The following is a 23,884-nucleotide window of genomic DNA, read 5'->3' on the forward strand; positions in this document are numbered from 1 at the left end:
GGCGCCGAAGCCGATGCCCAATGGCCCCAGAAGAAACGATCGACTTTCCCATCCGCCGCGTGTGGAGCCGCATCTCCCGCATCTACAACACCGAGGCGGCCAAGTACGGAGGCAGCATGGCCATCGGCCAGATACTCCTGAACATCGAACCAGAGGGGACGCCCAGCACCAAGCTCGGTCCCAAGATGGGCATGGAGGCCCGAAGCATGGTGCGCACCCTGCAGACCATGGAGGAGGCCGGGCTCATCAAGCGAATCACCGACACCGTCGACAAGCGCGTGGTGCGCATCCACCTCACCGCGAAGGGCAAACAGATGCGCGACGTGAGCCGCAACACCGTGATCAGATTCAACGAGGCGGTGCAGAGCCGCTTCACCCCCGCACAGCTGAACAACTTCCGGCAGGTGATGTCGGAGCTCGACCGCATTCTCGAACAAGAACAACTTTTCTAGATGGCAAAGAGGAACATCCGTAAGGTCGCCGTCCTCGGCTCCGGCGTCATGGGCAGCCGCATCGCCTGTCACTTCGCTAACATCGGCACCGAAGTGCTGCTGCTCGATATCGTTCCGAAGGAATCAACCGAAAGCAAGGTGCCTGCCGAGCGCAACAAGATCGTGAACGATGCCTTGGCCTTCGCGCTGAAGAGCAATCCCTCGCCGATCTACGACAAACGCTTCGCGAGCCGCATCAGCACCGGCAACTTCGATGATGACCTGCCGAAGATCAAGGATTGCGACTGGATCATCGAGGTGGTGGTGGAGCGGCTCGACATCAAGCAGCAGGTGCTGGCCGACGTGGAGAAGTATCGCACGCCCGGCACACTGATCACCACCAACACCAGCGGCATTCCGATACATGCGATCGCCGAAGGACGCAGTGAGGATTTCCGCAAACACTTCTGCGGCACGCACTTCTTCAACCCGCCGCGCTACCTGCCCTTGTTGGAGATCATTCCCGGTCCGGATACCGACCCGGCGGTGCTCACTTTCTTGGAAGAGTACGGCCAACGCATCCTCGGCAAGGTCACGGTGATGGCCAAGGACACACCCGCCTTCGTGGCCAACCGCATCGGCGTGTTCGGCATCATGGACGTGTTCCACCTCGTCACCGACATGGGCCTCACGGTGGAGGAAGTGGACCGCCTCACCGGCCCCGTGATCGGCCACCCGAAGAGCGCCACCTTCCGCACCGCTGATGTGGTGGGCCTGGATACGCTGGTGAAAGTGGCCCAAGGCGTGAAGGACAACTGCCCCAACGACGAGCGCAACAGCCTCTTCAGCATTCCGGAGTATCTGCAGAAGATGGTCGAGAAGAACCTGCTCGGCAGCAAGACCGGCAAGGGCTTCTTCTTCAAGGACCGCAACTCCCCCAAGGGCGAGATCCTCTCCCTCGACCTGAAGACGCTGGAGTACAAGCCGCAGGTGAAGCCCAAATTCGCCACGCTGGACGAGGCGAAGAAGGTGGATGACCTGCGCGAGCGCCTGAAGCTTGTGTACAACGGCACGGACAAGGCGGGCGAATTCTACCGCCGTTCGTTCCAAGCGATGTTCGCGTACGTGAGCCACCGCATCCCCGAGATCAGCGACGAGCTTTACAAGATCGACGACGGCATGCGCGCCGGCTTCGGCTGGGAAGCGGGTCCGTTCGAGACTTGGGATGCCATCGGCGTCAAGAAGGTGATGGAGGATATGAAGGCGAAGGAGGTGAAGGTGGCCGGTTGGATCGGCGAAATGCTGGCCGCAGGACACGAGTCCTTCTACAAGGTGGAGAACGGCAAGCGCCTCTTCTACGATGTCGCGAGCAAGAGCTACAAGCCGGTGCCGCGAGCGGAAGGCTTGATCGTCCTCAGCGACCTGCCCGAGAGCAGCGTGGTTTGGAAGAACAGCGCCGCCACCGTGCGTCACCTGGGCGATGGCATCCTGAGCGTGAGCTGGACGAGCAAGATGAACACCATCGGTGCGGAGGTGATCCAGGGCCTCAACAAGGCCATCGACCTCGCCGAGCAGGGCTACAAGGGCCTAGTGGTCTACAACGACGGCGCCAACTTCAGCGCGGGCGCCAACGTGGGCATGATCTTCATGATGGCCGTGGAGCAGGAGTACGACGACCTGGAGATGGCCGTGCGCACTTTCCAGAACACCATGATGCGCATGCGCTACAGCAGCATCCCGGTGGTGGCGGCCCCGCACCAGCTGTGCCTGGGCGGCGGCACCGAGCTCTGCCTGCATGCCGACAAGGTGGTGGCGCACGCTGAGACCTACATGGGCCTGGTGGAGTTCGGCGTGGGCGTGATCCCCGGCGGCGGCGGCACCAAGGAGTTTGCCCTGCGCCTCGCCGACGAGCTGAAGGAGGGCGACATCCGCATCAACGCCATGCGCGAGCGCTTCCTCACCATCGGCCAGGCCAAGGTGGCCACCAGCGGGCACGAGGCCTTTGCGCTCGGCTACCTGCGCAAGGGCCAGGACGAGGTGATCGTGAGCCGCGCCCACCAGCTGGCCTACGCCAAGCAATGCGCGCTGGACCTCTGGAACAAGGGCTACACCAAACCCGCGCCGCGCAAGGACATCAAGGTGCTCGGCCAGGAAGGCCTCGGCATCGTGTACGTGGGCGCCAACAGCATGCTCAGCGGCAACTACATCAGCCAGCACGATGCGCTGATCAGCGAGAAGCTGGGCTACGTGCTATGCGGGGGGGACCTGAGCGAGGCGACGGAGGTGAGCGAGCAATACCTGCTGGACCTAGAGCGAAAGGCGTTCGTGGAGCTGTGCATGCAGCGGAAGACCTTGGAGCGGCTGCAGAGCATCATTACAAGTGGGAAGGTGTTGAGGAACTGAGGACGTCAATGGTCTATGGTCCGTGGTCTATGGCAGGGAGTGAGAGGTGTGTTGGTTGTCGAATGCGGGTCCAAAGATCATAGACCAATGACCATAGACCGCATTCGATCATGAACCGATACAAGAACCTCGAGATCTGGAAGGACGCGATCAAGCTCGCGAAGGCGGTGCATGTCCTGAGCGAAAGCCTACCCAAAGAAGAGACCTACGGCCTGAAGAGTCAGATGCGAAGAGCGGCCGTTTCTATTGCCAGCAATATTGCTGAAGGAGCTGGACGCAACAACAACGGCGAGTTCAACCAATTCCTTGGCATCGCCATCGGCTCAGCGTTCGAGGTGGATACCCAGATGACCATCGGCGTTGAACTCGGCTACTTCAAAGCAGACACAGTGAAGGAGCTGTCCTTGCAGATCGACAGCCTAGCCAACCGCGTGAACAAACTTCAACAAACACTCACCCCCGGCAAGCGACGTTAGCTTGTCCGGCCACCGACCATAGACCAACGACCATAGACGCACTCAACCATGGATGCATACATCGTAGCAGGATTCAGAAGTGCTGTCGGCAAGGCACCTCGTGGAAAGTTCAGATTCACCAGACCCGACGATCTCGCCGCTGGCGTGGTGAAGCACCTGGTGGCCAGCGTGCCCAACCTGGACATCGAACGCATCGACGACGTGATCGTGGGCAACGCCACGCCCGAGGCCGAGCAGGGCCTGAACATCGGCCGCATGATCAGCCTGATGGGCCTGAACACCGACAAGGTGCCGGGCATGACGGTGAACCGCTACTGCAGCAGCGGCAGCGAGACCATCGCCATCGCGGCGGCCAAGATCCACAGCGGGCAGGCCGACGTGATCGTGGCGGGCGGCGTGGAGTGCATGAGCCCGATCCCCTTCGGCGGCTGGCGCATCGTGCCGAACGCCAAGGTGGGCAAGGCGAACCCCACGTACTACTGGGGCATGGGCCTCACCGCCGAGGCCGTGGCGCGCGACTTCAAGGTGAGCCGCGAGGACCAGGACGCCTTCAGCCTGCGCAGCCACGAGAAGGCGCTGGCCGCCATCGCCGCCGGGCGTTTCACCGACGACATCGTACCCTACACCGTGGAGCGCGTGTACCTGGATGCGAAGGAGAAGCGCCAAGTGGAGAAGTACGTGGTGGACACCGATGAAGGTCCGCGCGCGAGCACCCTGGAGGCGCTGGCGAAGCTGAAGCCGGTGTTCGATGCGAAGGGCAGCGTGACGGCCGGCAACAGCAGCCAGACGAGCGATGGCGCGGCCTTCGTGCTGGTGGTGAGCGAGCGCATGCTGAAGCAACTGAATGTAAAACCCATCGCGCGCCTCCTCTCCTACCACGTGGCCGGCGTGGAGCCGCGCATCATGGGCATCGGTCCGGTGGCGGCGGTGCCCAAGGCGCTGGAGAAGGCCGGGCTGAAGCTGAGCGACATCGGGCTGTTCGAGCTGAACGAGGCCTTCGCGAGCCAATCGCTGGCGGTGGTGCGCGAGCTGGGCATCGACCCGGAGCTGGTGAACGTGAACGGCGGCGCCATCGCACTGGGGCATCCGCTGGGGTGCACGGGTGCGAAGCTGAGCGTGCAGCTCTTCAATGAGATGCGGAGAAGGAAGCAGAAGTATGGGGTGGTGACGATGTGTGTGGGGACGGGGCAGGGGGCGGCGAGTGTTTTTGAGTTGTTGAATTGAGCCATGAACTGGTGGCGTGACATAATTAATGGCGTGCAACACTTACCACGTTGCACATTCTTTCACGCCGCAATCATCCTGGTCCTGTCCGCGGCTCCTCTATTGTCATTAGGCCAATTCCAAATGGAATGGACTGCGGAATATGTCCATGCCCCCGAACAGATACACACCGGCTTGGATATGCATGTAGATCCTAACGGCACCGTTTACCTCTATGGATACTCACGCAGTGATGCAGGCGTGAATACAGGTGTGTTACTCAAGAATGTCGAAAGGGAGTGGGTCTGGTCATTGGAACTTCCGGTTCAGAACATCTACGGATCCATGAGCGTGGATCATTCGGGGAACATTCTGATCGCAACCTCCGGAAGTGCTCCATCCATCGGCGAGCACTATCGGACAATGAAAATCAGTCCCGACGGGGTGGTACTTTGGACAGCAGATTTCGACGGAGGGCTAATTCCAGATGGCTGGGATCGTCCGTATGCGATCGCTGTCGGCCCCGACAACTCTGTATTCGTTACGGGATGGTCGGAGGTGGTGCCCTTCCAGCACAACGCGGTCACTCTGAAGTACGATAGCCTAGGAAATGAACTTTGGTATGTATACTATGATCATGTGCAAGGCGCTGGCACAAGCGAGCAAGGCAACGACCTACTTACCGATGCTTCAGGTAACGTCTATGTAATCGGTCAAACACATGAACTCTCGGCTGAGCAGTACTATCTCTTCGCCCTTAAGTACTCGAGCAGTGGAGCATTGCTGTGGGAATACCTCCACCCCGGAGAAACCTTCACCGATGGCCGCCGCGCTAAATGGCGTCCGGATGGGACCATAGCGATAGGCGGCGCCTACTATTTGGATGGTCAAGGGGATCTATTGTGCGATGTGCTAGACACTACAGGCGCACTCCAATGGTCAGCTACCTACAACGCTCCGGGCGATTGGCAGGGAACAGATTGGTTCCGTGACATTGCTGTTGGGGAGGACGGAACAGTCCTGCTCACCGGGACGCAGTTCAACGGTAGCGGCATACTTGACGACTACCTGACAGTGAAATACAGTTCGACCGGTGAACTGCTTTGGGCAAGGAGCTACAATGGAAGTACAGGTCACGATGACGGGTATGGTGTTGCCGTTGACGAACAAGGAAACGTATTCGTCGCAGGTAGGAGCAGACAGAATTCATCTTCCGTGCTGGCTTCGATCGCCACACTTCAATACGATACAGAGGGCAACCTGACGTGGAGTGATGTGTACAATGAGGATGGCGCTGGATGGTATCGGCCCAACTGGAGAAATTCCGCTTCGAGAGAAGTCGAAGGCAAGTTGTTGGTGGCCGGGGCGCAAGAGAACAGCGGGATCGGAGGAACTGGCGCTCTCGTGCTGCTGTGCTATGGAACAAATACATCGATCGAAGACCGCTCAACGAGTTCTTTTGGCCTATTCCCGAATCCTGCAAGGAACCTCATTCACGTGGATGTCCCATGTTCAGGAATGTTCGACTGGACATTACTTGACCCTATTGGACGAGTTTTGATGAAAGGCCGCGCCGTTCCTTGTGGCTCAATGACAATCGATTTTCGAAATCTCGCCTCTGGCAGTTACCTCCTGCATGTCGACGGTACGGTCATCCATGCATCGCAGAAAGTGATGATCGTGCCATGAACTCCTCCACCAATCTCGCATTCGCGTGCGTGCCGATCTTGCTCCTAAGCGCTTGTCAGCCGCCCGCTCCCATCAAGAACCTAAGGCCGAAAGAGATCCACACCCCCGCCTACGACCTCCTCCTCCCCGCTGAGCAGAAAGCCCTGCTGATCCTCTTCCCCTGCTTCCCCTGCGATGCGGCGGACACCCGGGCGGAGTCGCGCATTGCGGACACGGCCGCGGCGAACAGCATCGCGGTGCTGATGCTGAACTTCAACCAGCACATCCTGATGAGCGAGGCCGAGCAGCAGGAGGTGATAGGCACGATCGCGGGCGCGGTGCAGGAGCACGGCGTGGATGCGTCGAACACGGTCATCGGCGGTTTCTCCTCTGGCGGTAACGTGAGCGTGCTGCTGGCGAAGGCGCTGCTGCGGTCGGCCGAGCCACCGGTGCAGTTGAAAGGCGTGTTCGCCGTGGACAGTCCGCTGGACCTGGTGCTCCTGTACGAAAGCGCGCAACGCGACCTGGCGAAGACCAGCTTCCCCGAATACAAGGACGAAGCGCGCTACCTGATCGCACTCCTGGACAGCGCCCTCGGTTCGCCCGCGGACAGTCTGGCCAACTACGAACGCGCTGCTCCCCTGCTCAACTCGTCCGCGAGCGTGGCGTCGCTGAAGGACCTGCCCATCCGCTTCTACACCGAGCCGGACACGGCCTGGTGGCGCACCAACCGCGACGACCGCTACGAGGAGCTGAACGCCTACGGCCTGAAGCGGATCCACGACACGCTGGTGGCGGCGGGGAATGTGCGGGCTGAATACATCACTACGGTAGGGCGCGGCGTGCAGCATGGCAACCGGCATCCGCATGCGTGGAGCATCGTGGATGAGCGGGAGTTGGTGCGGTGGATGGAGGGGCTGGTGGAGTAAGGCGCTCCACCTTTCGTCTTCCTGTTGTATGTTGTAAAATGCCAAGCGACGGGGAAACCGTCAAAGGCCAAGACCATGAGCGCCCTGCTTCCCTCTTCCACCCTGTTTGAACAGCATCACATTCGCAGACTCTACGATGAAGCGACGGAGACGTGGTGGTTCTCCATCAACGACATCATCCAAGCCCTGACCCAGCAGCCGGACTACCAGACCGCGCGCAAGTATTGGAACAAACTGAAAGAGCGGCTGGCCAAGGAAGGAAGTCAACTGGTGACAAACTGTCACCAGTTGAAAATGCCGGCTGAAGACGGCAAAATGCGCCTCACCGATGTAGCGACCGCCGAGACCCTGTTGCGCCTCGTTCAGGCGGTGCCCAGCCCGAAGGCTGAACCCATTAAACTCTGGTTGGCGAAGGTGGGCTACCAGCGTATGCAAGAAATGGCCGATCCCAGCTTGGGTCTGGACCGCGCCCGCGAGCTCTGGCGCAAGCACGGCCGCAGCGAGAAGTGGATCCAACAGCGGATGATGGGTCAGGAGACACGCAACAAACTCACCGACTATTGGAAGAACCACGGCGTGCAGGAAGGTGACGAGTTCGCGATCCTTACGAACATCATCCACCAGGAGTGGAGCGAGGTGACGGTGAAGGACCACAAGGCCATCAAGGGCCTGAAGACCCAGAACCTGCGGGATCATATGACAGAGGCCGAACTGATCTTCACCGCCCTAGCGGAGATGAGTACGCGGCAGATCGCGGAGACCGAGCAGGCCGTGGGCATGCCGAAGAACAAGGTGGCCGCACGCAAAGGTGGCGGCATTGCAAAGAAGGCGCGGCTGGAGTTGGAGGAGAAGACCGGAAAGTCGGTAGTATCAGGGAGCAACTTTCTGCCACCGAAGAGGACCGCACAGGACAAGAGCGGTAAGAAGGCGATCGCTAAAGGCCGGAAGAAGTGACCGCACATCCACTTCGATCTGCGCGTCAGGTGATATCCGTGAATATCCGCAAATAGCCGCAAAATATCCGTAAAACACCTCTTGGCATTGGCGACCACCAACCAGTTCGTTCAGCACCTTTGCAGTGTACGATCACCACCGATCGACACACATACCCCGGCCCCTGAGCTCCCACACCCCTTGTGCGCCCCCCACCCTCCTTACGCTGGGAGCGCTCACCCTGCTCCTCTCGTGCAACGGCCAACCCACGAGCAAGGCACCCGTGCTGATCATGAACGATACGGTGCCGATCCCGACCGAATGGTTCTTGAAACTCGACTACCCAGAGCAACTCTGCCACTGGGTGCGTCACATGCGCGAGGACAGGAGCGGAACGCTGTGGTTCGGCACCAACCACTACGGACTGATCCGCTACGCGAACGATACGCTGGAGTACCTGGCGGATAGCGCTGGCATCACCACGGGCCGCATCAACGGGATCGTGGAAGGCGCGAACGGGATCTTGTGGATTGCCACGGATGGTGAAGGGCTGTTCAAGTACGATCCATCGACGCGCTACAACGCGCGCCATGGGTTCAGTCAGTTGACCACGAAGGATGGCCTGCTGCACAACGAGGTCGGTAACATGGCCATGGGCCGCGATGGCTTGCTGTGGGTGGGAACGATGAACGGGCTGTGCACCTACGACGGCCGCACATTCACAGCGATCGACCTGCCGCCGAACAGTGCGGTGGACTCTGTGAGCGGACTATCGCCCACACGCATCACGTGCGTCCTGGCGGACAGTCAAGGAAAGATCTGGTTCGGGCGCGAAGGGGATGGGCTATTGATGATCGATCCGAAGGAGACCGGACCCCGCAGGATACTCAAGCACTACACGGTGGAAGATGGCCTGCCCGACAGCAGCGTCTCCGGCCTGATGGAGGACAGCAAGGGCAGGCTCTGGCTGGGGAGCATGTTCGGCGGTGTGAGCCTCTTCGATCCCTCAGCGGTGGAAGAAAAAGGGACCAAGGCGTTCACCAACTTCACGAAGGACGGCGTGATCCAAGGGGTTGAAGCAGGTGCGTTCTATGAAGACCGGACGGGCCACATCTGGTTCGCCGCGGAGCACCAGGGCGTTTTCCGCTACGATGGAACGAGCTTCACGAACTACGGTCCAAAGGACGGCATGAGTTCGGGCGGGATCCTGGCCATCAACGAGGACCGGGAAGGCCGGTTCTGGTTCGGCGGTTTCGGTGGGCTCTTCCGATTCGACCGGAAGACATCCCAGTTCACGGCGGTGGGTAAGCAGGGTCCGTGGAACTAAGGGGAGGGGGCATGAACAACTTGCTTCCCCCCAACGACAGGTGCTGTGCAGCGACACAAGGAGCGGCCTCCTATCGGCCTTTGCGCCTTGCGGCATCGAGGGCCCGAACGCATCATCCGGATCGCTCGCGCGATCGGTCTTCATTCCTCGGCTTGCGCCCGAGCGCTTTACGGTATCAAGGTCGGGATTGGCCTCCTACGTCGGCCTTTCCCATTGCGGGAGGGCTTCAACGCATCACCCGGATCGCTCGCGCGATCGGGTTCTTCATTCCTCGGCCTGCGCCCGAGCGCTGCTCGGCTTGGCCTTGAATGAAGAACCCGGCTGCTTTCGCAGCCGGGCTGTTGCGTTGGCGGAGAGGGAGGGATTCGAACCCCCGGTACCCGTGAAGGCACATCTGTTTTCGAGACAGACCCGATCGACCACTCTGGCACCTCTCCGAACAGGGATTTCCTGCCGTCGGCAGGGCGGCGAAGATAGCCGGGCGCGCTTTTGCTGGAATCGTGCGAACCACCGTGGCGGAAGCTTGTTCTGCCGTCGATTAGCTTGCACCCATGCGCCAACTCCTGCTAGCCCTTGCTCTGTTGCCCCTGGTTTCCGAGGCGCAGCCTTACCTCATCGGCAACCGCTCGATCACCTTCTTCGATGCGAGCCGCAACCGCAACATCGCCACCAACCTGTATTACCCGGGCGAGACGGCGGGCAGCAATGCAGCGGTGCTGGCCGGTGAATGGCCGGTGCTCGTGATCGGGCATGGCTTCGTGATGGGCACCGATGCCTACGCGAACCTGTGGAATCACTTCGTCCCGCGCGGGTACATCGTTGCCCTGCCCGCCACCGAAGGCGGCTTCGCGCCCAACCACGGCAGTTTCGGGCTCGATATCGCCTTCGTGGCCACTGCATTGCAAGCGGCGAATGACGATGGTGCGTCGCCATTCTTCCAGCGCGTGGCGCCCACCAGCGCGCTCATGGGGCATAGCATGGGCGGCGGCGCAAGCTTCCTCGGAGCGGCGGATAACACCGCCATCACCACTGTGGTGAATTTCGCAGCTGCGGAGACCAACCCCAGCGCAGTGGCCGCCTGCGCGCAGGTGCAGGTGCCCACCCTCGTGTTCGCTGGGAGCAACGATTGCGTGACGCCGATACCGCAGCATCAGCTGCCCATGTATGATGCCCTTACGGTGCCTTGCCGCGCATTCGTCAGCATCACCGGCGGCGGCCATTGCTACTTCGCGGAGAGCAATTTCAATTGTTCGTTCGGTGAGCTCACCTGCACGCCCGCTCCAGCGATCTCGCGCGCGGAACAGCACGACGCCGTGAACGATTTCGCCTCCCTCTGGCTCGATCACTTCCTCAAGGGCGATGAGCCCGCGCTCACGGCCTTCATCGACAGCGTGTCGATGAGCACGCGCGTGACCGGCACCACCACCTGTGCCCTTACCACATCGATGGCCGATTCGCGGACCGTTGAGCCGGCCCTTTGGCCCACGGTCGCCGATGATCGCTTCCACCTGCGCATTCCGGCGCCCGCGAGGGTCGATATCCATAGCGCAGATGGCAAGCGCGTGATGAGCATGAGCCTGCGATCGACTGGAGAAGCCATTGCTGTGGATGCGCTTCCGCCCGGCACGTATTGCGTAGTGGTCGATCCGGATGGCCTGCGACGGGCCCACCGGTTGGTGATTGCGCGCTAGCGCCCAACTACCTTCGACGCCATGCGTCGGACTTCCCTGCTCTTGATCGCCGGACTCGTGTCCGCGATCGTGGCGGCGCAGGATCGGGACCTGCTCCGCGTGTCACGCTCGGAGGTGCGGTTCACGAGCTCAGCTCCGCTCGAGACCATCACTGCCGTGAACGACCGTGCGCGAGGGGTGCTGGACCGCAACGACCGCAGCTTCGCCGTGCAAGTGCCGATCGCGGAGTTCACGGGCTTCAATGCCCCGCTGCAGCGCGAGCATTTCAACGAGAATTACCTGGTGAGCCGGAACTGGCCCAACGCCATCTTCACGGGCCGCATCATCGAAGGCATCGACCTGCGCGAGCACGGCTCGCACGAGGTGCGGGCCAAAGGCGTGCTCACCATCCGCGGCGAGCCGGTGGAGCGTGTGATTCCGTGCGCGATCGACGTGGACGGCGAAGGGGTCACGGTGCGCGCACGCTTCGAGGTGCCGCTGGCCGACCACGGCATCCGGATCCCGCGCGTGGTGCAGCAGAAGGTCGCGGCCGTCACCCTGGTGGTTATTGAACTCAAGCTGGTCCCCTGAGATGCGCCGGACGATCATGGGCAGCCTGGCCCTGTTGCACGCCTGCGCCGCGGTTGCCCAATACCCCTTGGTGCGGTCCATCGATGTGCGGCCCGGACAGCAGCGCCCGCGCATCAGCCTGATCGCCCAGGATGCGCGCGGAATGATCTGGGCCGCGAGCGCGACCGCGCTGATGCGCACCGATGGCGAAGTGGTTGATGTGATGGCCCGACTGGAAGGCCAGCGCGTGAGCGCACTTGCAACGGATGGGGCGCATGCGATCGCGGCATTGAGCAACGGCTTGCTGCTGCGATGCGGTGATCGCGGCTGCGATACGCTCGTGGTCGACACGGTGCTCGCCCGCGTGCGCGTCACCGGCCTTTGCGCCGATCCGGGTGGTGGCGTCTGGATCGGAACGCACGGCTTGGGCCTGTGGCATTGGAGCACCGAAGGCACCGTGAAATGGGACCAGCTTTCAGGCATGCCCGATGACCATGTGAATGCGGTTGCAGGACTTCCTCAAGGCGGTGTGGCCGTGGCCACCGATCAAGGCCTGGCGATCTGCGACGGCACGCGCATCGTGTCCGTGCTGGGTGAGGCAGAAGGCGCACCGGACAATCTCGTGCTCTCCATCGCTGCCGATGAGGACGGTGCAGTTTGGGCCGGCACCGATCGCAAGGGGGTGTTCCGTTGGAAGCCGGGGGAGGCTGTTGATCAGGTGGCGCAGCCTTGGATCTTCGGCGCGGTCACGCAGATGGCGGTGAGCACGGGCATGGTCTGGGCCGGCACCCAAGAGCACGGGCCGGTGGTCATCGATCTGGCGCTTGATCATGGCACCTATCGGCGGGGTGGAATGTCGATGCCGGCGCTGAGGATGATGCGCGATGCGGATGGCGCCGTTTGGTGGTGCGACGGCAGTGAGGCGCTGCATCGAGCCGACCCATCGATCCTTTTCGTCCCCGAGCACGAGGGGCTTGACCTGCGGCACATCTCGGCGCTATGCGCCGATGCCCGCCAGAGCATCTGGTTCGCGACCGCAGAAGGCGTGTACCAGCATGCGGCTTGGTTCTCCGAGGAGCGCACCGTGGAGCGGCTTCCGCTGGAGCCTGATCCACGCGCACCCGTGGTGTCGCTCGCGGCATCCTCCGATGGCACGGTATGGGCCGCCACCTTTGGAGCAGGCGTGCTCGTGCTGGGGCCTGGCGGATCGCTATCGCGCTATAGCACGGCCAACGGCCTCTCGAACAACAATGTGCTCGGTGTGCGCGCCACCGCCGACGGGGCCGTGTTCGCTACGCTCCAGGGCGTCACCTTTTCGAGCCGGGGCGCCTTGCACCAGGCCGCAGATGACGCGGGGTTCACCTTCGATGCGCTCCTGCGCGGAGATGAGCTTGTGGTGGCCACCGATGGAAAGGGCGTTCGTTCAGGCGGAAGCCGGGAGCTAGCAAGCGCCGAGATGCGGCCAGGGACCTTCTACAGCTTGCTGCGCGATTCGAAGGGACGCTGCTGGGCGGTGGGACCGGGCACCGGATTCTGCCGCGCCGACGATGCTTCGCAACCGTGCGTGGGCATGGAGCTCCCGCCTTTCGACGGCGACGTGCACGCGCTCGGCGAGGCCGCGGGCCATGTGATCGCCTTCGGCAGCACGGGCGTGCTTGCCCTTGATCCGGAACGCGGCGAGCTAATCGATGTCACGCGGGCATTCGGGCTCGACGACATCACCGCCGAACTGAATTGCGCTGCCTCGGATCAGCAGGGCGCCTTGTGGTTCGCTTGCAGCAAGGGCTTGGCACGCCTCAGGCCCAAACCCGCCCACTTCCGAAAGTCCTTGCAGGTGGCGATTGTCCTGGCACAGGCGGCGGGCATAACGATCGATCACGGGCAACGCATGAAACTCGGGCACGACCGGAGCGCGCTCGCCTTCCGCTTCGCAGCCCCGCATTGGCCCGATCCCGGTGCCGTGCGCTTCCAATACCGGCTCCTGGGGTTCAGCGATGGAATCGTGGATACGCGCGACCGGCAGGCCGCATTCCCCGCGCTGCCTCCCGGGCATTACACCTTCCAGGTGCGCGCAGCAGTGGGGGCCCCTAGCCCCGATGCGCCTTGGACCGAGTTGGCCGTCACTGTTGATCCGCCTTGGTGGCAGATATCGTGGGTGATCGGGCTGATCACGCTGGCCGTGATCGCATTGGCATTCTCGCTCCTGCGCGCGAGAGACCGTCGGCTGCGCTTCCGCGACCGCATGGAGCAGGAGAAGGTGCGCTTCCAGCTCGAGGCGCTGCGCTCACAGGTCGATCCGCACTTCCTCTTCAACAGCTTCAATGCGCTCGTTGAGCTGATCGAGAGCGAGCCGACCAAAGCCGTGGGGCATGTGGAACAGTTGAGCACCTTCTTCCGAAACATCCTGCAGGTGCGCGAACGGGAACGGATCGCCGTAGAGGAGGAGCTGCGCTTGCTGGATACCTACTTCGCGCTGGAGCAACGAAGGTTCGGCAGCAGCATCGCGCTGGAGGTCGATGTGGATGGCGCCTGCGGCACACGGGCCATTGTACCGCTCACCTTGCAATTGCTCGTTGAGAATGCGCTCAAGCACAATGTGGTGATCGGGTGCGAGCCATTCACGATCACCATTGCATCCGAAGGCGAATCGCTGGTGGTGACCAACCCGATCCGTCCACGCACTACGCCGGCACGGTCCACGGGCTTCGGATTGGAGAGCATCACGAAGCGCTATGCCGCGCTCACCAGTCGTCCCATCGTGGTGAGTGCAACGGATGGGGTCTTTCGTGTGCGGATACCTTTGATCGATCCCCAACCATGAAGATCCTCATTGTCGAAGACGAGGGCTCCGCCGTGCAGCGGCTGCGGAAGATCCTTTCAGGCATCGATGGCGGTGTTGAGGTGGTGGCCGATGTGCCGAGCATCGTTGCGGCCGTGGATTGGTTCAAGGCGAATGCAGCGCCCGACTTAGCCCTGTTCGATGTGCAGCTGGCCGATGGCGATGGCTTCGAGGTGTTCAAGCGCGTGGAGGTCGCTTGCCCGGTGATCTTCACCACGGCCTATGATCAGCACGCCCTGCAGGCCTTCAAGGTGAACGCGATCGATTATCTCCTGAAGCCGGTGAATTCGGACGAGCTGAAGGCCGCGATCGAACGGGTGCGCAAGCTGGGCCTTGTGCGCGATCACGCCTCTTTGGCCTCGACCCAATCTCAAGGTCATCCGCAGGCCTATGCCAAGCGCTTCCTCATCCGCTATGGTGAGCACTTCAAGGTGGTGGAGCCTGAGCAGATCGCCTATTTCCATTCGCTGCTGAAGAACACCTTCCTGCGGACGCGGGAAGGACGCGACCTGCCCATGGAAGAGAGCCTCGACCGCTTGGAGAAGCAGCTCGACCCGCAGCGCTTCATCCGTCTCAATCGGCAATTGATCGTGCATCTGCACAGCATCAAGGAACTGCTGGCCTACAGCAAGAGCCGCGTGAAGGTGGTGCTCGATCCGCCCTACGGCGATGATGCCATCGTGAGCAGTGAGCGCAGCGCGGCCTTCAAGCGCTGGCTGGCAGGCGAGTAAGCTGCTTTGCCGCCTGGTCGCATCCGTTGCCCGTTCCGTCCGAATCGATTGGTTCTCCGCCTGGCCGTTCATCCACCTTCGATGCACAAACACAAAACGCCATGCGATCAACACTCCTCAGTATCGGTTACCTGCTCAGCGGTGCGATTTCGGCGCAGTGGGCCTCGGTGGTCAGCGGCACCATCACCCAGCTGGAAGCCGTGCATATCATCGACGCGCAGAACATCCTTGCTTGCGGAAAGGACGGTGAGCTCGTGCATTCCGTGAATGGAGGCACCTCCTGGGCGCCGCTCGTTTCCGGCTATGGCGACGACCTCAATGAGATCATGCAATTGGATGCGGGCACCTTCTTGGTCTTCGCCGATGGTGGTGTGGTGCTCCGTTCCGTGAATGGCGGAACAAGCTGGTCCATGAACGCGACCGCCACGGTTAGCGAGCTCATCAGCGCAGCTCGCCATGCGAATGTGATCGTGGCCGTAGGGGAGGAGGGCACCATCATCCGAAGCACCGACCTGGGCATTGCTTGGAGCGTGGTGGCGTCCGGCGCGTTGCAGGACCTGCAGGCCGTTGCAGCCCTGGATGCTGATACCTGGATAGCGGTGGGCAAGAGCGGGACCGTGTTGCGCAGCATGGATGGTGGCATGTCATGGTCTCCTGCGGCATCGGGCACTACGGCCGACCTGAACGACGTGGCTTTGCCGAGTGCGGCAACAGGGCTCATCTGCGGCGAGGAGGGCGTGATGCTGCGCAGCACCGATGGCGGCCAGAACTGGCTGCCTGTTGCAAGCGGAACGGGCAATGAGCTCAACGCGCTTTGGTCAACTAATGCGACATCGGTCTTTGCGTGCGGTGTGGGCGGTATCGTGCGCACCAGCGCCGACGCGGGCTTGACTTGGACGGCGATGACCACGCCGGTGCTCGCGGAGCTCACTGACCTCATGCTGGCGGGTAGCACGGGTTTCGCGGTAGGAGCAACGGGCACCATCATCCGCTTGGGCACCAGCACCACCGGGGTGGGGGATCTGGTGGCTGAAGAGGCCATCCGGTTCGGGCCGGTTCCGTGTAACGGCGAATTGGTGCTGACGCTCACCGATGCCGCACTTGCCGGCCTTCTGACGGCAGACCTGTTGGATGCCCAAGGCCGCTTAGTGCGCCGAACAGGGTTGATCCAGGATTCGGCTCGCTTCACCGATATTGCTCCTGGCCGTTACGTGTGCAGTGTGCACCACGAGGGGGTTCCTATCCACGTTCGTCCGGTCATAGTTGTCAGGTAACGGTACAGTTCGCGAGACCTGCGCAACGAGCGAGAAAATCACCAGCCATGCCATCACTCAACCTGCTCAGCCGCTTTGATCGGCAACGCCTGCTGGCCCTGCCTCCCGAGGAGCGCTTGGGCATGATCATCCGGCTGAATGGCGCTGCCCGGTATGGCAACAGGCTCAACGTGGTGGAGTTGATGGTAGCCTTGGCTGACCTCTCCGAGAAGAATGCGAAGTCCGATTCATCACCCTTTTCTCCCGGCTTGTCAGCTTCGTAAGGAGGAGTGCATGGAACGCGCGTTTCATTTGGACCAGCAAGCAAGCATCGCCATGATCAGGAAGGGAACCAAGGGTTTGGCAAGGTGGGTAGCCTGGGGCTCGGCCTTGGTCATGGCGATGCTGCTCGCCGATTCCTGCAAGCATGAACCTCTTGTTGGGCCCGGTTTTGACAATGGGCAGAATGGTGGGGGCGGAGACGACCCCGACGAAGGCACCGTGTGCGACCCCAATACGATCTGGTTCCAGCAGCAAGTGCTGCCCATCCTCACCAGCAGCTGCACCAATCCTGGGGAGGGCCTCAACTGCCACCACACAGCCAACGACGACAACGACGAGATCCAGATCACCAATTACGAGACGCTGATGGCCAGCGGCATCGTGCAGGATGGTGACCTGATGGAGGCCCTTACGGACGATGACCCGGACAAGATCATGCCGCGTCCGCCCTTCGCCCCGCTCACGGCCGATCAGATCGCGCTGATCCAGCAGTGGATCAACCAGGGCGCGCAGAACAACAGCTGCGAGCCTTCGGCCTGCGACACGCTCAATGTCACCTACAGCGGCACCATCGCGCCGCTTCTCCAATCGCGCTGCACCAGCTGCCACAGCGGCTCCACGCCATCAGGCGGAATCAACCTCACGCAATGGAGCGTGGTGAATCAGCGCGCGGCCGATGGCACCTTGGAGGGCGCCATCCGCCGCCTGCCCACCTTCGAACCCATGCCGCCCTCGGGACCGCAACTCTCCGATTGCCGCATCCGCCAGGTTCAACTCTGGATCGCGCAGGGCGCACCTAACAATTGATCTTCGGTGAACTTCCGCTCCAAGCATGCCGGACGCCCGGTTAGCCCGTATGTTCGCGAAGGCGCCGTGATTGGAACGGGGCATTCACATCGCAAGGGCATGGATCACCGCGCATTCGCATTCCTCTTGGCACTGGCTGCGCTCTTGCTGCTGCCTGGCTGCTATTACGATAATGAAGAGGAGCTTTATCCGGACACATTCTGTGATACCTCCGCCGTTACGTGGAGCGGTACCATTGAACCTATGGTGCAAGGGAATTGCGCGATCCCTGGGTGCCATGTTCCAGGCGCTCAGTCGCCTGCCTTGACGAGTTATTCCGCCGTAAAGGCCATTGCCGATGAAGGGAAATTGCTCGGGGTCGTAGTCGCCGGGTCGCCTTACTTCATGCCGCCCAGCGGCAAGCTGCCCGCATGTGACCAGAACAAGGTGCAGACGTGGCTCGATGCCGGTGCGCCGCAGAACTGAAGACGATGAAAGCACGCTCGTGGATCATCATTGGGGTCGTTGCCCTCGCGGCAGGTGGCGCATACGGCCTCCGGGAATTCAATCGCGGCCATGACGATCTCGCTTCGAGCAAGGCGGATCATGCCATTGCAGCTCCCGAGCTCCTTGCAGCCTTCGTGAATGATGAAACCGCCGCCAACGCGCAGTACGTGGAGAAGGTGCTGCAGGTGAAGGGCGTGATCGCCGGCATTGAAACCGGTGCTGGCGACGCTCCCGTGAACCTCATGCTCGATAGCGGTGACCCCATGGCCGGCATCCTTTGCGAATTCAACGAAGCGGATTTGCCGAAGGATTGGGCAGCTGGCGCCGCCGTGACCGTGAAGGGCATCTGCGCTGGCTACCTCGGTGGCGAACTTCTCCCCGGCAACGTGATCCTGCAGCGATGCGTAGCGGTGGAATGATGCTTGCCTGACCCATTGAAACGAACAACCATGAACCTGCTGACAATCTCCCTGCTGAGCCTCGCGCTCTCACCGCTCGCCCTCGCCGCGCAAGACCGCTACATGACGCGCACGGGCCACATCGACTTCCATTCCTCCACGCCTTTGGAGGATATCCACGCAGATAACGACAAGGTGACCAGCGTGTGGGACGTCACCACCGGCGCCATCGAGTTCTCCGTCCTGATCAAGGCGTTCACGTTCGAGAAAGCTCTGATGCAGGAGCACTTCAACGAGAACTACATGGAGAGCAGTAAATTCCCTAAGGCGACGTTCAAGGGCACGCTCAAGGGCGTTACCGCCGATCAATTATCGATGGCGGGCACCTATCCGGTTACGGTGGACGGCACGATCAGCATACATGGTGTGGATCAACCGGCCAAGGCTGCGGGCACCATCACCATCGATGGCAAAGGCGGCATCCGTGCGGAGAGCAACTTCCAAGTGAAGCCCGAGGATCACGGCGTCAAGATCCCCGGAGCGGTGCGCAAGAACATCGCTGAGGCCATGGAAGTCTCGGTGCGGATGGACTTCACCAAGATGCCCTGAAATTCCCGTTGCAGTCCTTCTGCCATTCCGACAATCCCCCTTGATTCATGCGCTTCGTCCCGATCCTCTTCACAGCACTATTGCTGCCCCCAAACGCTCATGCGCAAGATGATCTGCTCGGGCTGCTGGGTGCGGAGGAACAAGGACCAGAGTACACCAGCGCAGCTTTCAAGACCACGCGTGTGATCAACGGCCACAGCCTGGAGAACACTGCGCTTGGCGTGCTCGACTTCCGCATCGGGCATCGCTTCGGGCCCGCAAATGGCGGCGCGCGCGAAGCCTTCGGCCTCGATGGCGCCACGGTCCGCCTTGGATTCGACTACGGCGTGAGCGATCGCTTGATGGTGGGCATCGGGCGCAGCGGCTACCAGAAGACCGTGGATGGATTCGTGAAGTACAAGCTCGTGCGCCAATGCGATGCGGGATGCAAGGCGCCGCTCACCGTGGCGGTGGTGGCTGCGTCATCCATGACCACCTTGGCTGCCGATCAAGTGCCTTGGTACAACCCGGACCGCACGGATTACTTCACCCACCGCCTCTCGTACGCCTGGACCGTGATCGTGGGACGCAAGTTCAACGAGGCCATCAGCCTGCAATTGAATCCGGGCGTGGTGCACCGCAACCTGGTGGCTGCTGCCAGCACGCCGAATGATGTGTTCCACGTGAGCGGCGCCGGCCGCGTGAAGCTCACCAAGCGGCTCACCTTCAACGCCGAGTATTTCCATGTGCTGCCTGATGGACTTGATGAGGGCTTCAAGCAATCCCTCTCCGTAGGATTCGACATCGAGACCGGCGGCCACGTGTTCCAGCTTCACTTCAGCAACAGCGCGGGCATGTTCGATCGGGCCTTCATCACGGAGAGCACCGGGGATTGGGCCAAGGCCTTCTCACCCGCCCAGGATGGAGCTGGCGTGCACTTCGGCTTCAACATCTCGCGCGTGTTCACGCTGCACGAGCCGAAGCGCCCGAAAGGCTAGCCGACTGTGCCGCTGGGCCGGGCAGCCTCCGCTCGCTTGAGCGCGATGAACTCCTGAAGGTTGGCCGCCTCGAGCACCCCGATCAGCCGCTTGTCCTGCACCACCGGCAGCAAGGGCAGGCCCAGCATCATCATCTGCTGCGTGCATTCGTGCGCGTCGGCATCTGGTGAGAGCATCGGTGCCTCTCGCGGCGGAAGGTCCACGAGTCGTGCATCGGCACGGCCGCTCTCCACGGCCCCTATCAGATCGTGCTTGTTGAGCACGCCAATCGGGAGCCCGTCCAGGCCGATCACCACCAGGGCGGTATCACCGCCCTGCAATAGCTCTTGAGTGGCGTGCCGCACCGTGGTGGCCACACTCATGCTCCAGAACCGCGTGCGCATCACCTGCCCCACGGCGATCCCTCGCAGCTGCTCGCGCTGCTCCACGTTGCGCGCTTCAGCGCCCGCTGCCATGAAGATGAAGAAGCCGATGAGCGCGAGGAAGGGTTGGCCCGACATCAATCCGTATCCGATGCCGATGATGGCCACTCCACGGCCCAGGCCGGCTGCGATCCGCGTGGCCTTCCAACGCGGCATGCGCATGGCCAGCAAAGAGCGCAGGATGCGGCCGCCATCCATCGGGAAGGCGGGGATCAGGTTGAAGAGGAAGAGCCAGATGTTGAGGCCCGCGAGGAAGAGAAGCGCGTTGCTGAAAAGCGAGGCGCCGCCGAGCAGCAGGTCCGTGAAGAAGCCCATGAGTCCCAGAGCCGCCATGGCGATGATGGCCAGCACGGCGATCACCAGGTTCACCGCGGGGCCGGCCACGGTGATCCAGAACTCATGGCGCGGCTCCTCGGGCATGCGCTCCAACGAGGCCACGCCGCCGATCGGGAGCAGGGTGATGTCGCGCGTGCCCACACCGAAGCGGCGCGCCGTGAGGGCATGGCCGTACTCGTGCAGCACCACACAGACGAAGGCGATGGCCACCATACCGAGGCGAAGGCCGATCATCTCCCAGGAATGCCCGTCGGATAGGCCCGAGATCAGGATGTACGCCGGCAGCAGCACGAAGCTCCAGTGCAGCCGCACCGCGATGCCCTTGAATACGAAGAGCGGGAGGGATCCGCGATCGAGCAGGCCGGCCATCAGCGCTCGGCTTGCTGCAGCACCAGCAGCGGCAGGTGCGTATGCATGGCCAGCTTGGCGGCGGTGCTGCGGTGGAAGAGCCCGTTGAATAGGCCGCGCTTGCGGTGCAGCATGGCGAGCATGTCCGCATCACCCTGTTCGGCCAGGTCGTTCAAAGCCGCCCCCACGTTCTCGGCGCTGAGGTATTGCTGGCTGTGCGGGATGGCGCCGAGCAGATCATCGTAGGCGTTGTGCCCGGCATCGTCGGTGGTGACCTGCTCGTTCACCACGCGGGCCACGCGCACCTCGCTCTGGCTCCAGCGCGCGATGTCCAGCAGCAGCGTCAGCGATTCCTTCGAAGCCGGACCTCCATCGTCGGCCAGCACGATGCGCTTGGGCACCCGGTAATCGGCACCGGCGGGGACCGCGAGCACCGGGAAACTGCCGTGCTTGATTACGCTGGCCGTGTTACTGCCGAAGAGCGTCTCCTTCAATCCGCTAGCGCCCTGTGTGCCCATCACTACGCAGGCCGGTTTCTCGTCGTCGGTGAGGTATCGGTCGATCACGTTGGGCAGATCGCCGTGCTCGCTGATGGTGTCGAACACCGGATCCAGCCCGGGCAGGGTTTTGCGCAGTTCGGACTCGAATTGCGCCAGCCCTGCCAGGGACTCGCGTGCGAGCAATTCATTCATGTTCCACATGGTGCTCGTACCGCCGGCCGGCATCATGTAGGTATTGAGCAGCACGAACCGATTGCCTTCCGGGCCGAAAAGACGGACGGCATGCGCCGCGGCGCGCAGCGCTCCGGAGCTGAAATCCGTTGGTATGAGGATCCGCGCCATGGTTGTGGTCAATGGCCGTGCCCCTCGCTGCCGGGCTGCTTGGCGGCGCTGTCAACCATCCAGTACCCGATGAAGAGCAGGGCCAGCATGGCAATGAAACTGATCAGGCCCAAGGTGTTGTTCGCCCTTCCGGTCTCCTGCACGATCACATCGTCCGTATCCAGGATCGCGAAACGGAATGGGATGAGGAAGGCGAGGAGCCAGAGCGCAAGGCCGATGATCTTCTTCATGTGCATGGGTTTATTGCGGGCGAAAGGTAAACGCCGGTCCGAACGCCGGACCGTGGGGCATCACATGCGTTTCACCAACCACTGGTGAAACTCTCCTTTGAGGTCCCGATGGAGTTTCTCGAAGGTCAGGAAGCGCTCACGCAGGGAGGTGTGGTCCGCGAACCAGCGATGGTCAATGGCCACCGGGTGGTCCTTCGATTCCCGCTCCAATTCGTTCTCGGCCTGCTTGATGTCGTGCCGCAGTTCGTCAATGACCTCCTTTTCACGGATGAACTGATTCTGGAAATGCTCCAGTTCGGCCATGACCTCCTGCTTGGTGTTCCTGCGCACGATATCCTCTAAACGGTGCTCGAAGATGCTGATCTCGTCCTTGTAGAATCCCAAGGAATTGATCCATTCCATATGGTCGAAGTGGAGGTCGCCGATACGGGCTTTCGTGGTGGATGCGGTGGTGGTGCTCATGGGGACGGTTGGTTGATGCGCGAATTGACGACGGCCCGGTGGTTGATGCGCTGACGACGGTCAGAAGCTCCTGGTCGATCGATGGCGCTAAGCAAGCAAATCCACGGCCTTGCGCGCTATCCGGATCCCGATGGCCACCCCCATGCCGCCCAAACGCACCGCTACGGCCACGCGATCGCTCATCCGTTCGAGCAATGGCTCTTTGCTGGTCCGGCCGAATGCCATGGTGCCGCTCCACCGCTGCTCTATGGTGTACGACCTTCCAGGAAGGATGACCTCATGCAGCAGGCGTTCCAGTTCGGCCTGTATCATGGGGTTCAGGCCATCGGCGGCCGTGCGCTCGGCTTCAAGATCCAGGTGGCGCCCGCCGCCCAGGAGCACGCCGCCGGCGCAATCGCGGAAGTAGTAGAAGCCCTCCTCCAAGTGGAAGGTGCCGCGCAGCGCAAGCCCGTCAACAGGTCCGGTGACCAGTACCTGACCGCGCGCAGGCACCACATCGAGCTTCGGGAGCAGGGCTGGCGTGAATCCGTTGGTGGCCACCAGCACGCGCTGCGCCCTCCAAGGTGCGCCCTCTTTCATGAGCAGCCCCATGTGATCAGGTGCATCATCGAGACGGGACACCTCGGAATGGAATCGTACTTCAACCCCGCTCTCAGCCGCCATTCGCAGCATGCCTTTGATCAGCTTGCCGCTGTCGATGGCGCCTTCGAGGTCGGTTCGTGCAAGATGGCTGATGCCCTGCAGCCCGAAGGCCCTTATCCGTGAATCGTCCCAGCGAAAGGTCACTTGTCCGGTGATGGCGCGCAGCAGATCGTTCAGCTGATCGAACCTTTCGGCTACCCGCGGGTACAGCGCATCGCCTGTCCGGAACGCCTCATGCCCGCCTGTCGCCTCGAATCCGATGCCGGCGTCGCCCATTTCAGCGCGCAGTTCCAGCAGGCCGCGCCAGCGCTCTTCCACCCGGTGCATGGCATGGTCCACTCCTTCTGCCTCGATATCATGCAGCAATTCGCTCGGACTGCCGAAACATGCGAATCCCGCGTTGCGCACCGTGGCGCCGATCGGATGGGGGCCGCGCTCCAGCACCACAACGCGCTGCTTCGGTTTCCTGCGCTGGTAAAAGATCGCGGCAAAGAGCCCAACAATACCCGAACCGACCACCACGAGGTCCGCTTGGTTGGCGAAAGAGGAGCGTTCCCAAATGCTCTGCATGCGGGGCGTGGAGCGGGCGGCAAAGATGTCCTAAATTGCC

24 protein-coding genes and 1 tRNA gene are annotated in these 23,884 nt (G+C 61.9%); 19 read left to right on the plus strand and 6 right to left on the minus strand.

Features of this window, described 5'->3' with window-relative positions:
- Positions 1-20 precede the first annotated feature (20 nt).
- From IPM12_10310 to IPM12_10345, 8 genes are all read left to right on the plus strand, one after another.
- Positions 21-452 carry a winged helix-turn-helix transcriptional regulator gene (locus IPM12_10310; GenBank protein ID MBK9148191.1) on the plus strand — a complete coding sequence of 144 codons (432 nt, stop codon included), beginning with the start codon at positions 21-23 and terminating at the stop codon, positions 450-452.
- Complete coding sequence (locus IPM12_10315) at positions 453-2,834, plus strand: enoyl-CoA hydratase/isomerase family protein (GenBank protein ID MBK9148192.1); 2,382 nt, start codon at positions 453-455, stop codon at positions 2,832-2,834. It begins immediately after the preceding gene.
- Positions 2,835-2,944: 110 nt separating this feature from the next.
- The gene (locus IPM12_10320; protein ID MBK9148193.1) at positions 2,945-3,310 is read left to right on the plus strand and encodes a four helix bundle protein; all 366 of its coding nucleotides are present in this window, start codon (positions 2,945-2,947) and stop codon (positions 3,308-3,310) included.
- A gap of 48 nt (positions 3,311-3,358) precedes the next feature.
- A complete protein-coding gene (locus tag IPM12_10325; GenBank protein MBK9148194.1) occupies positions 3,359-4,534 on the plus strand; it encodes an acetyl-CoA C-acyltransferase in 1,176 nt (391 codons plus the stop codon).
- Between the two features lie 3 nt (positions 4,535-4,537).
- Positions 4,538-6,202, plus strand: coding sequence for an SBBP repeat-containing protein (locus IPM12_10330; protein MBK9148195.1), 1,665 nt, complete (start codon positions 4,538-4,540; stop codon positions 6,200-6,202).
- Positions 6,199-7,110 carry a hypothetical protein gene (locus IPM12_10335; protein MBK9148196.1) on the plus strand — a complete coding sequence of 304 codons (912 nt, stop codon included), beginning with the start codon at positions 6,199-6,201 and terminating at the stop codon, positions 7,108-7,110. Before IPM12_10330 ends, IPM12_10335 begins: the two co-directional genes overlap by 4 nt.
- A gap of 75 nt (positions 7,111-7,185) precedes the next feature.
- Complete coding sequence (locus IPM12_10340) at positions 7,186-8,064, plus strand: Bro-N domain-containing protein (GenBank protein ID MBK9148197.1); 879 nt, start codon at positions 7,186-7,188, stop codon at positions 8,062-8,064.
- Between the two features lie 271 nt (positions 8,065-8,335).
- Entirely contained in the window at positions 8,336-9,370 is a 1,035-nt protein-coding gene (locus IPM12_10345; GenBank protein ID MBK9148198.1) for a hypothetical protein, read from the plus strand.
- 347 nt (positions 9,371-9,717) lie between these two features.
- Here IPM12_10345 and IPM12_10350 read toward each other — a convergent pair.
- A tRNA-Ser gene (locus tag IPM12_10350) sits at positions 9,718-9,807 on the minus strand.
- Positions 9,808-9,921: 114 nt separating this feature from the next.
- Here IPM12_10350 and IPM12_10355 point away from each other — a divergent pair.
- The 11 genes from IPM12_10355 (at position 9,922) to IPM12_10405 (ending at position 19,992) form a co-directional block, all read left to right on the plus strand.
- Complete coding sequence (locus IPM12_10355) at positions 9,922-11,061, plus strand: hypothetical protein (protein ID MBK9148199.1); 1,140 nt, start codon at positions 9,922-9,924, stop codon at positions 11,059-11,061.
- Between the two features lie 21 nt (positions 11,062-11,082).
- Positions 11,083-11,631 (plus strand): YceI family protein, encoded by a 549-nt coding sequence (locus IPM12_10360; GenBank protein ID MBK9148200.1) that lies wholly within the window; start codon positions 11,083-11,085, stop codon positions 11,629-11,631.
- Between the two features lies 1 nt (position 11,632).
- Positions 11,633-14,431: a histidine kinase gene (locus IPM12_10365; protein MBK9148201.1), complete on the plus strand. Its 2,799-nt coding sequence runs from the start codon at positions 11,633-11,635 to the stop codon at positions 14,429-14,431.
- Complete coding sequence (locus IPM12_10370) at positions 14,428-15,180, plus strand: response regulator transcription factor (protein ID MBK9148202.1); 753 nt, start codon at positions 14,428-14,430, stop codon at positions 15,178-15,180. The genes IPM12_10365 and IPM12_10370 overlap by 4 nt, the downstream gene beginning before the upstream one ends.
- Positions 15,181-15,281: 101 nt before the next feature.
- Positions 15,282-16,454, plus strand: coding sequence for a hypothetical protein (locus IPM12_10375; protein MBK9148203.1), 1,173 nt, complete (start codon positions 15,282-15,284; stop codon positions 16,452-16,454).
- Between the two features lie 47 nt (positions 16,455-16,501).
- Positions 16,502-16,717: a hypothetical protein gene (locus IPM12_10380; GenBank protein ID MBK9148204.1), complete on the plus strand. Its 216-nt coding sequence runs from the start codon at positions 16,502-16,504 to the stop codon at positions 16,715-16,717.
- A 52-nt stretch (positions 16,718-16,769) separates the two neighbouring features.
- Positions 16,770-17,522, plus strand: a complete 753-nt coding sequence (locus IPM12_10385) for a hypothetical protein (protein ID MBK9148205.1) — start codon at positions 16,770-16,772, stop codon at positions 17,520-17,522.
- A gap of 99 nt (positions 17,523-17,621) precedes the next feature.
- Positions 17,622-17,987, plus strand: coding sequence for a hypothetical protein (locus tag IPM12_10390; protein ID MBK9148206.1), 366 nt, complete (start codon positions 17,622-17,624; stop codon positions 17,985-17,987).
- A 5-nt stretch (positions 17,988-17,992) separates the two neighbouring features.
- Positions 17,993-18,427, plus strand: coding sequence for a hypothetical protein (locus IPM12_10395; protein ID MBK9148207.1), 435 nt, complete (start codon positions 17,993-17,995; stop codon positions 18,425-18,427).
- A 30-nt stretch (positions 18,428-18,457) separates the two neighbouring features.
- Positions 18,458-19,015, plus strand: coding sequence for a YceI family protein (locus IPM12_10400; protein ID MBK9148208.1), 558 nt, complete (start codon positions 18,458-18,460; stop codon positions 19,013-19,015).
- Between the two features lie 47 nt (positions 19,016-19,062).
- Positions 19,063-19,992, plus strand: coding sequence for a hypothetical protein (locus IPM12_10405; protein ID MBK9148209.1), 930 nt, complete (start codon positions 19,063-19,065; stop codon positions 19,990-19,992).
- Here IPM12_10405 and IPM12_10410 read toward each other — a convergent pair.
- The 5 genes from IPM12_10410 to IPM12_10430 form a co-directional block, all read right to left on the minus strand.
- Complete coding sequence (locus IPM12_10410; protein MBK9148210.1) at positions 19,989-21,119, minus strand: site-2 protease family protein; 1,131 nt, start codon at positions 21,117-21,119, stop codon at positions 19,989-19,991. The two genes, IPM12_10405 and IPM12_10410, sit on opposite strands and share 4 nt — an antisense overlap.
- Positions 21,119-21,940, minus strand: coding sequence for a universal stress protein (locus tag IPM12_10415; GenBank protein MBK9148211.1), 822 nt, complete (start codon positions 21,938-21,940; stop codon positions 21,119-21,121). Before IPM12_10415 ends, IPM12_10410 begins: the two co-directional genes overlap by 1 nt.
- A gap of 8 nt (positions 21,941-21,948) precedes the next feature.
- Positions 21,949-22,170 carry a hypothetical protein gene (locus tag IPM12_10420; protein MBK9148212.1) on the minus strand — a complete coding sequence of 74 codons (222 nt, stop codon included), beginning with the start codon at positions 22,168-22,170 and terminating at the stop codon, positions 21,949-21,951.
- Between the two features lie 60 nt (positions 22,171-22,230).
- A complete protein-coding gene (locus IPM12_10425) occupies positions 22,231-22,632 on the minus strand; it encodes a hypothetical protein (GenBank protein ID MBK9148213.1) in 402 nt (133 codons plus the stop codon).
- Positions 22,633-22,719: 87 nt separating this feature from the next.
- Positions 22,720-23,844: an FAD-binding oxidoreductase gene (locus IPM12_10430; GenBank protein ID MBK9148214.1), complete on the minus strand. Its 1,125-nt coding sequence runs from the start codon at positions 23,842-23,844 to the stop codon at positions 22,720-22,722.
- Positions 23,845-23,884: the final 40 nt, after the last annotated feature.

Source organism: Flavobacteriales bacterium, from assembly GCA_016716605.1.
GTDB lineage: Bacteria > Bacteroidota > Bacteroidia > Flavobacteriales_F > PHOS-HE28 > PHOS-HE28.

Bases quoted from the DNA above. Each gene is read 5' to 3' on its own strand.
- IPM12_10340 (MBK9148197.1), top strand. From the start codon at position 7,186: ATGAGCGCCCTGCTTCCCTCTTCCACCCTGTTTGAACAGCATCACATT.
- IPM12_10425 (MBK9148213.1), bottom strand. From the start codon at position 22,632: ATGAGCACCACCACCGCATCCACCACGAAAGCCCGTATCGGCGACCTC.
- IPM12_10410 (MBK9148210.1), bottom strand. From the start codon at position 21,119: ATGGCCGGCCTGCTCGATCGCGGATCCCTCCCGCTCTTCGTATTCAAG.
- IPM12_10320 (MBK9148193.1), top strand. From the start codon at position 2,945: ATGAACCGATACAAGAACCTCGAGATCTGGAAGGACGCGATCAAGCTC.
- IPM12_10365 (MBK9148201.1), top strand. From the start codon at position 11,633: ATGCGCCGGACGATCATGGGCAGCCTGGCCCTGTTGCACGCCTGCGCC.
- IPM12_10325 (MBK9148194.1), top strand. From the start codon at position 3,359: ATGGATGCATACATCGTAGCAGGATTCAGAAGTGCTGTCGGCAAGGCA.
- IPM12_10335 (MBK9148196.1), top strand. From the start codon at position 6,199: ATGAACTCCTCCACCAATCTCGCATTCGCGTGCGTGCCGATCTTGCTC.
- IPM12_10400 (MBK9148208.1), top strand. From the start codon at position 18,458: ATGAACCTGCTGACAATCTCCCTGCTGAGCCTCGCGCTCTCACCGCTC.
- IPM12_10430 (MBK9148214.1), bottom strand. From the start codon at position 23,844: ATGCAGAGCATTTGGGAACGCTCCTCTTTCGCCAACCAAGCGGACCTC.
- IPM12_10380 (MBK9148204.1), top strand. From the start codon at position 16,502: ATGCCATCACTCAACCTGCTCAGCCGCTTTGATCGGCAACGCCTGCTG.
- IPM12_10420 (MBK9148212.1), bottom strand. From the start codon at position 22,170: ATGAAGAAGATCATCGGCCTTGCGCTCTGGCTCCTCGCCTTCCTCATC.
- IPM12_10395 (MBK9148207.1), top strand. From the start codon at position 17,993: ATGAAAGCACGCTCGTGGATCATCATTGGGGTCGTTGCCCTCGCGGCA.
- IPM12_10375 (MBK9148203.1), top strand. From the start codon at position 15,282: ATGCGATCAACACTCCTCAGTATCGGTTACCTGCTCAGCGGTGCGATT.
- IPM12_10310 (MBK9148191.1), top strand. From the start codon at position 21: ATGGCCCCAGAAGAAACGATCGACTTTCCCATCCGCCGCGTGTGGAGC.
- IPM12_10315 (MBK9148192.1), top strand. From the start codon at position 453: ATGGCAAAGAGGAACATCCGTAAGGTCGCCGTCCTCGGCTCCGGCGTC.
- IPM12_10405 (MBK9148209.1), top strand. From the start codon at position 19,063: ATGCGCTTCGTCCCGATCCTCTTCACAGCACTATTGCTGCCCCCAAAC.
- IPM12_10345 (MBK9148198.1), top strand. From the start codon at position 8,336: ATGAACGATACGGTGCCGATCCCGACCGAATGGTTCTTGAAACTCGAC.
- IPM12_10355 (MBK9148199.1), top strand. From the start codon at position 9,922: ATGCGCCAACTCCTGCTAGCCCTTGCTCTGTTGCCCCTGGTTTCCGAG.
- IPM12_10360 (MBK9148200.1), top strand. From the start codon at position 11,083: ATGCGTCGGACTTCCCTGCTCTTGATCGCCGGACTCGTGTCCGCGATC.
- IPM12_10390 (MBK9148206.1), top strand. From the start codon at position 17,622: ATGGATCACCGCGCATTCGCATTCCTCTTGGCACTGGCTGCGCTCTTG.
- IPM12_10370 (MBK9148202.1), top strand. From the start codon at position 14,428: ATGAAGATCCTCATTGTCGAAGACGAGGGCTCCGCCGTGCAGCGGCTG.
- IPM12_10330 (MBK9148195.1), top strand. From the start codon at position 4,538: ATGAACTGGTGGCGTGACATAATTAATGGCGTGCAACACTTACCACGT.
- IPM12_10385 (MBK9148205.1), top strand. From the start codon at position 16,770: ATGATCAGGAAGGGAACCAAGGGTTTGGCAAGGTGGGTAGCCTGGGGC.
- IPM12_10415 (MBK9148211.1), bottom strand. From the start codon at position 21,940: ATGGCGCGGATCCTCATACCAACGGATTTCAGCTCCGGAGCGCTGCGC.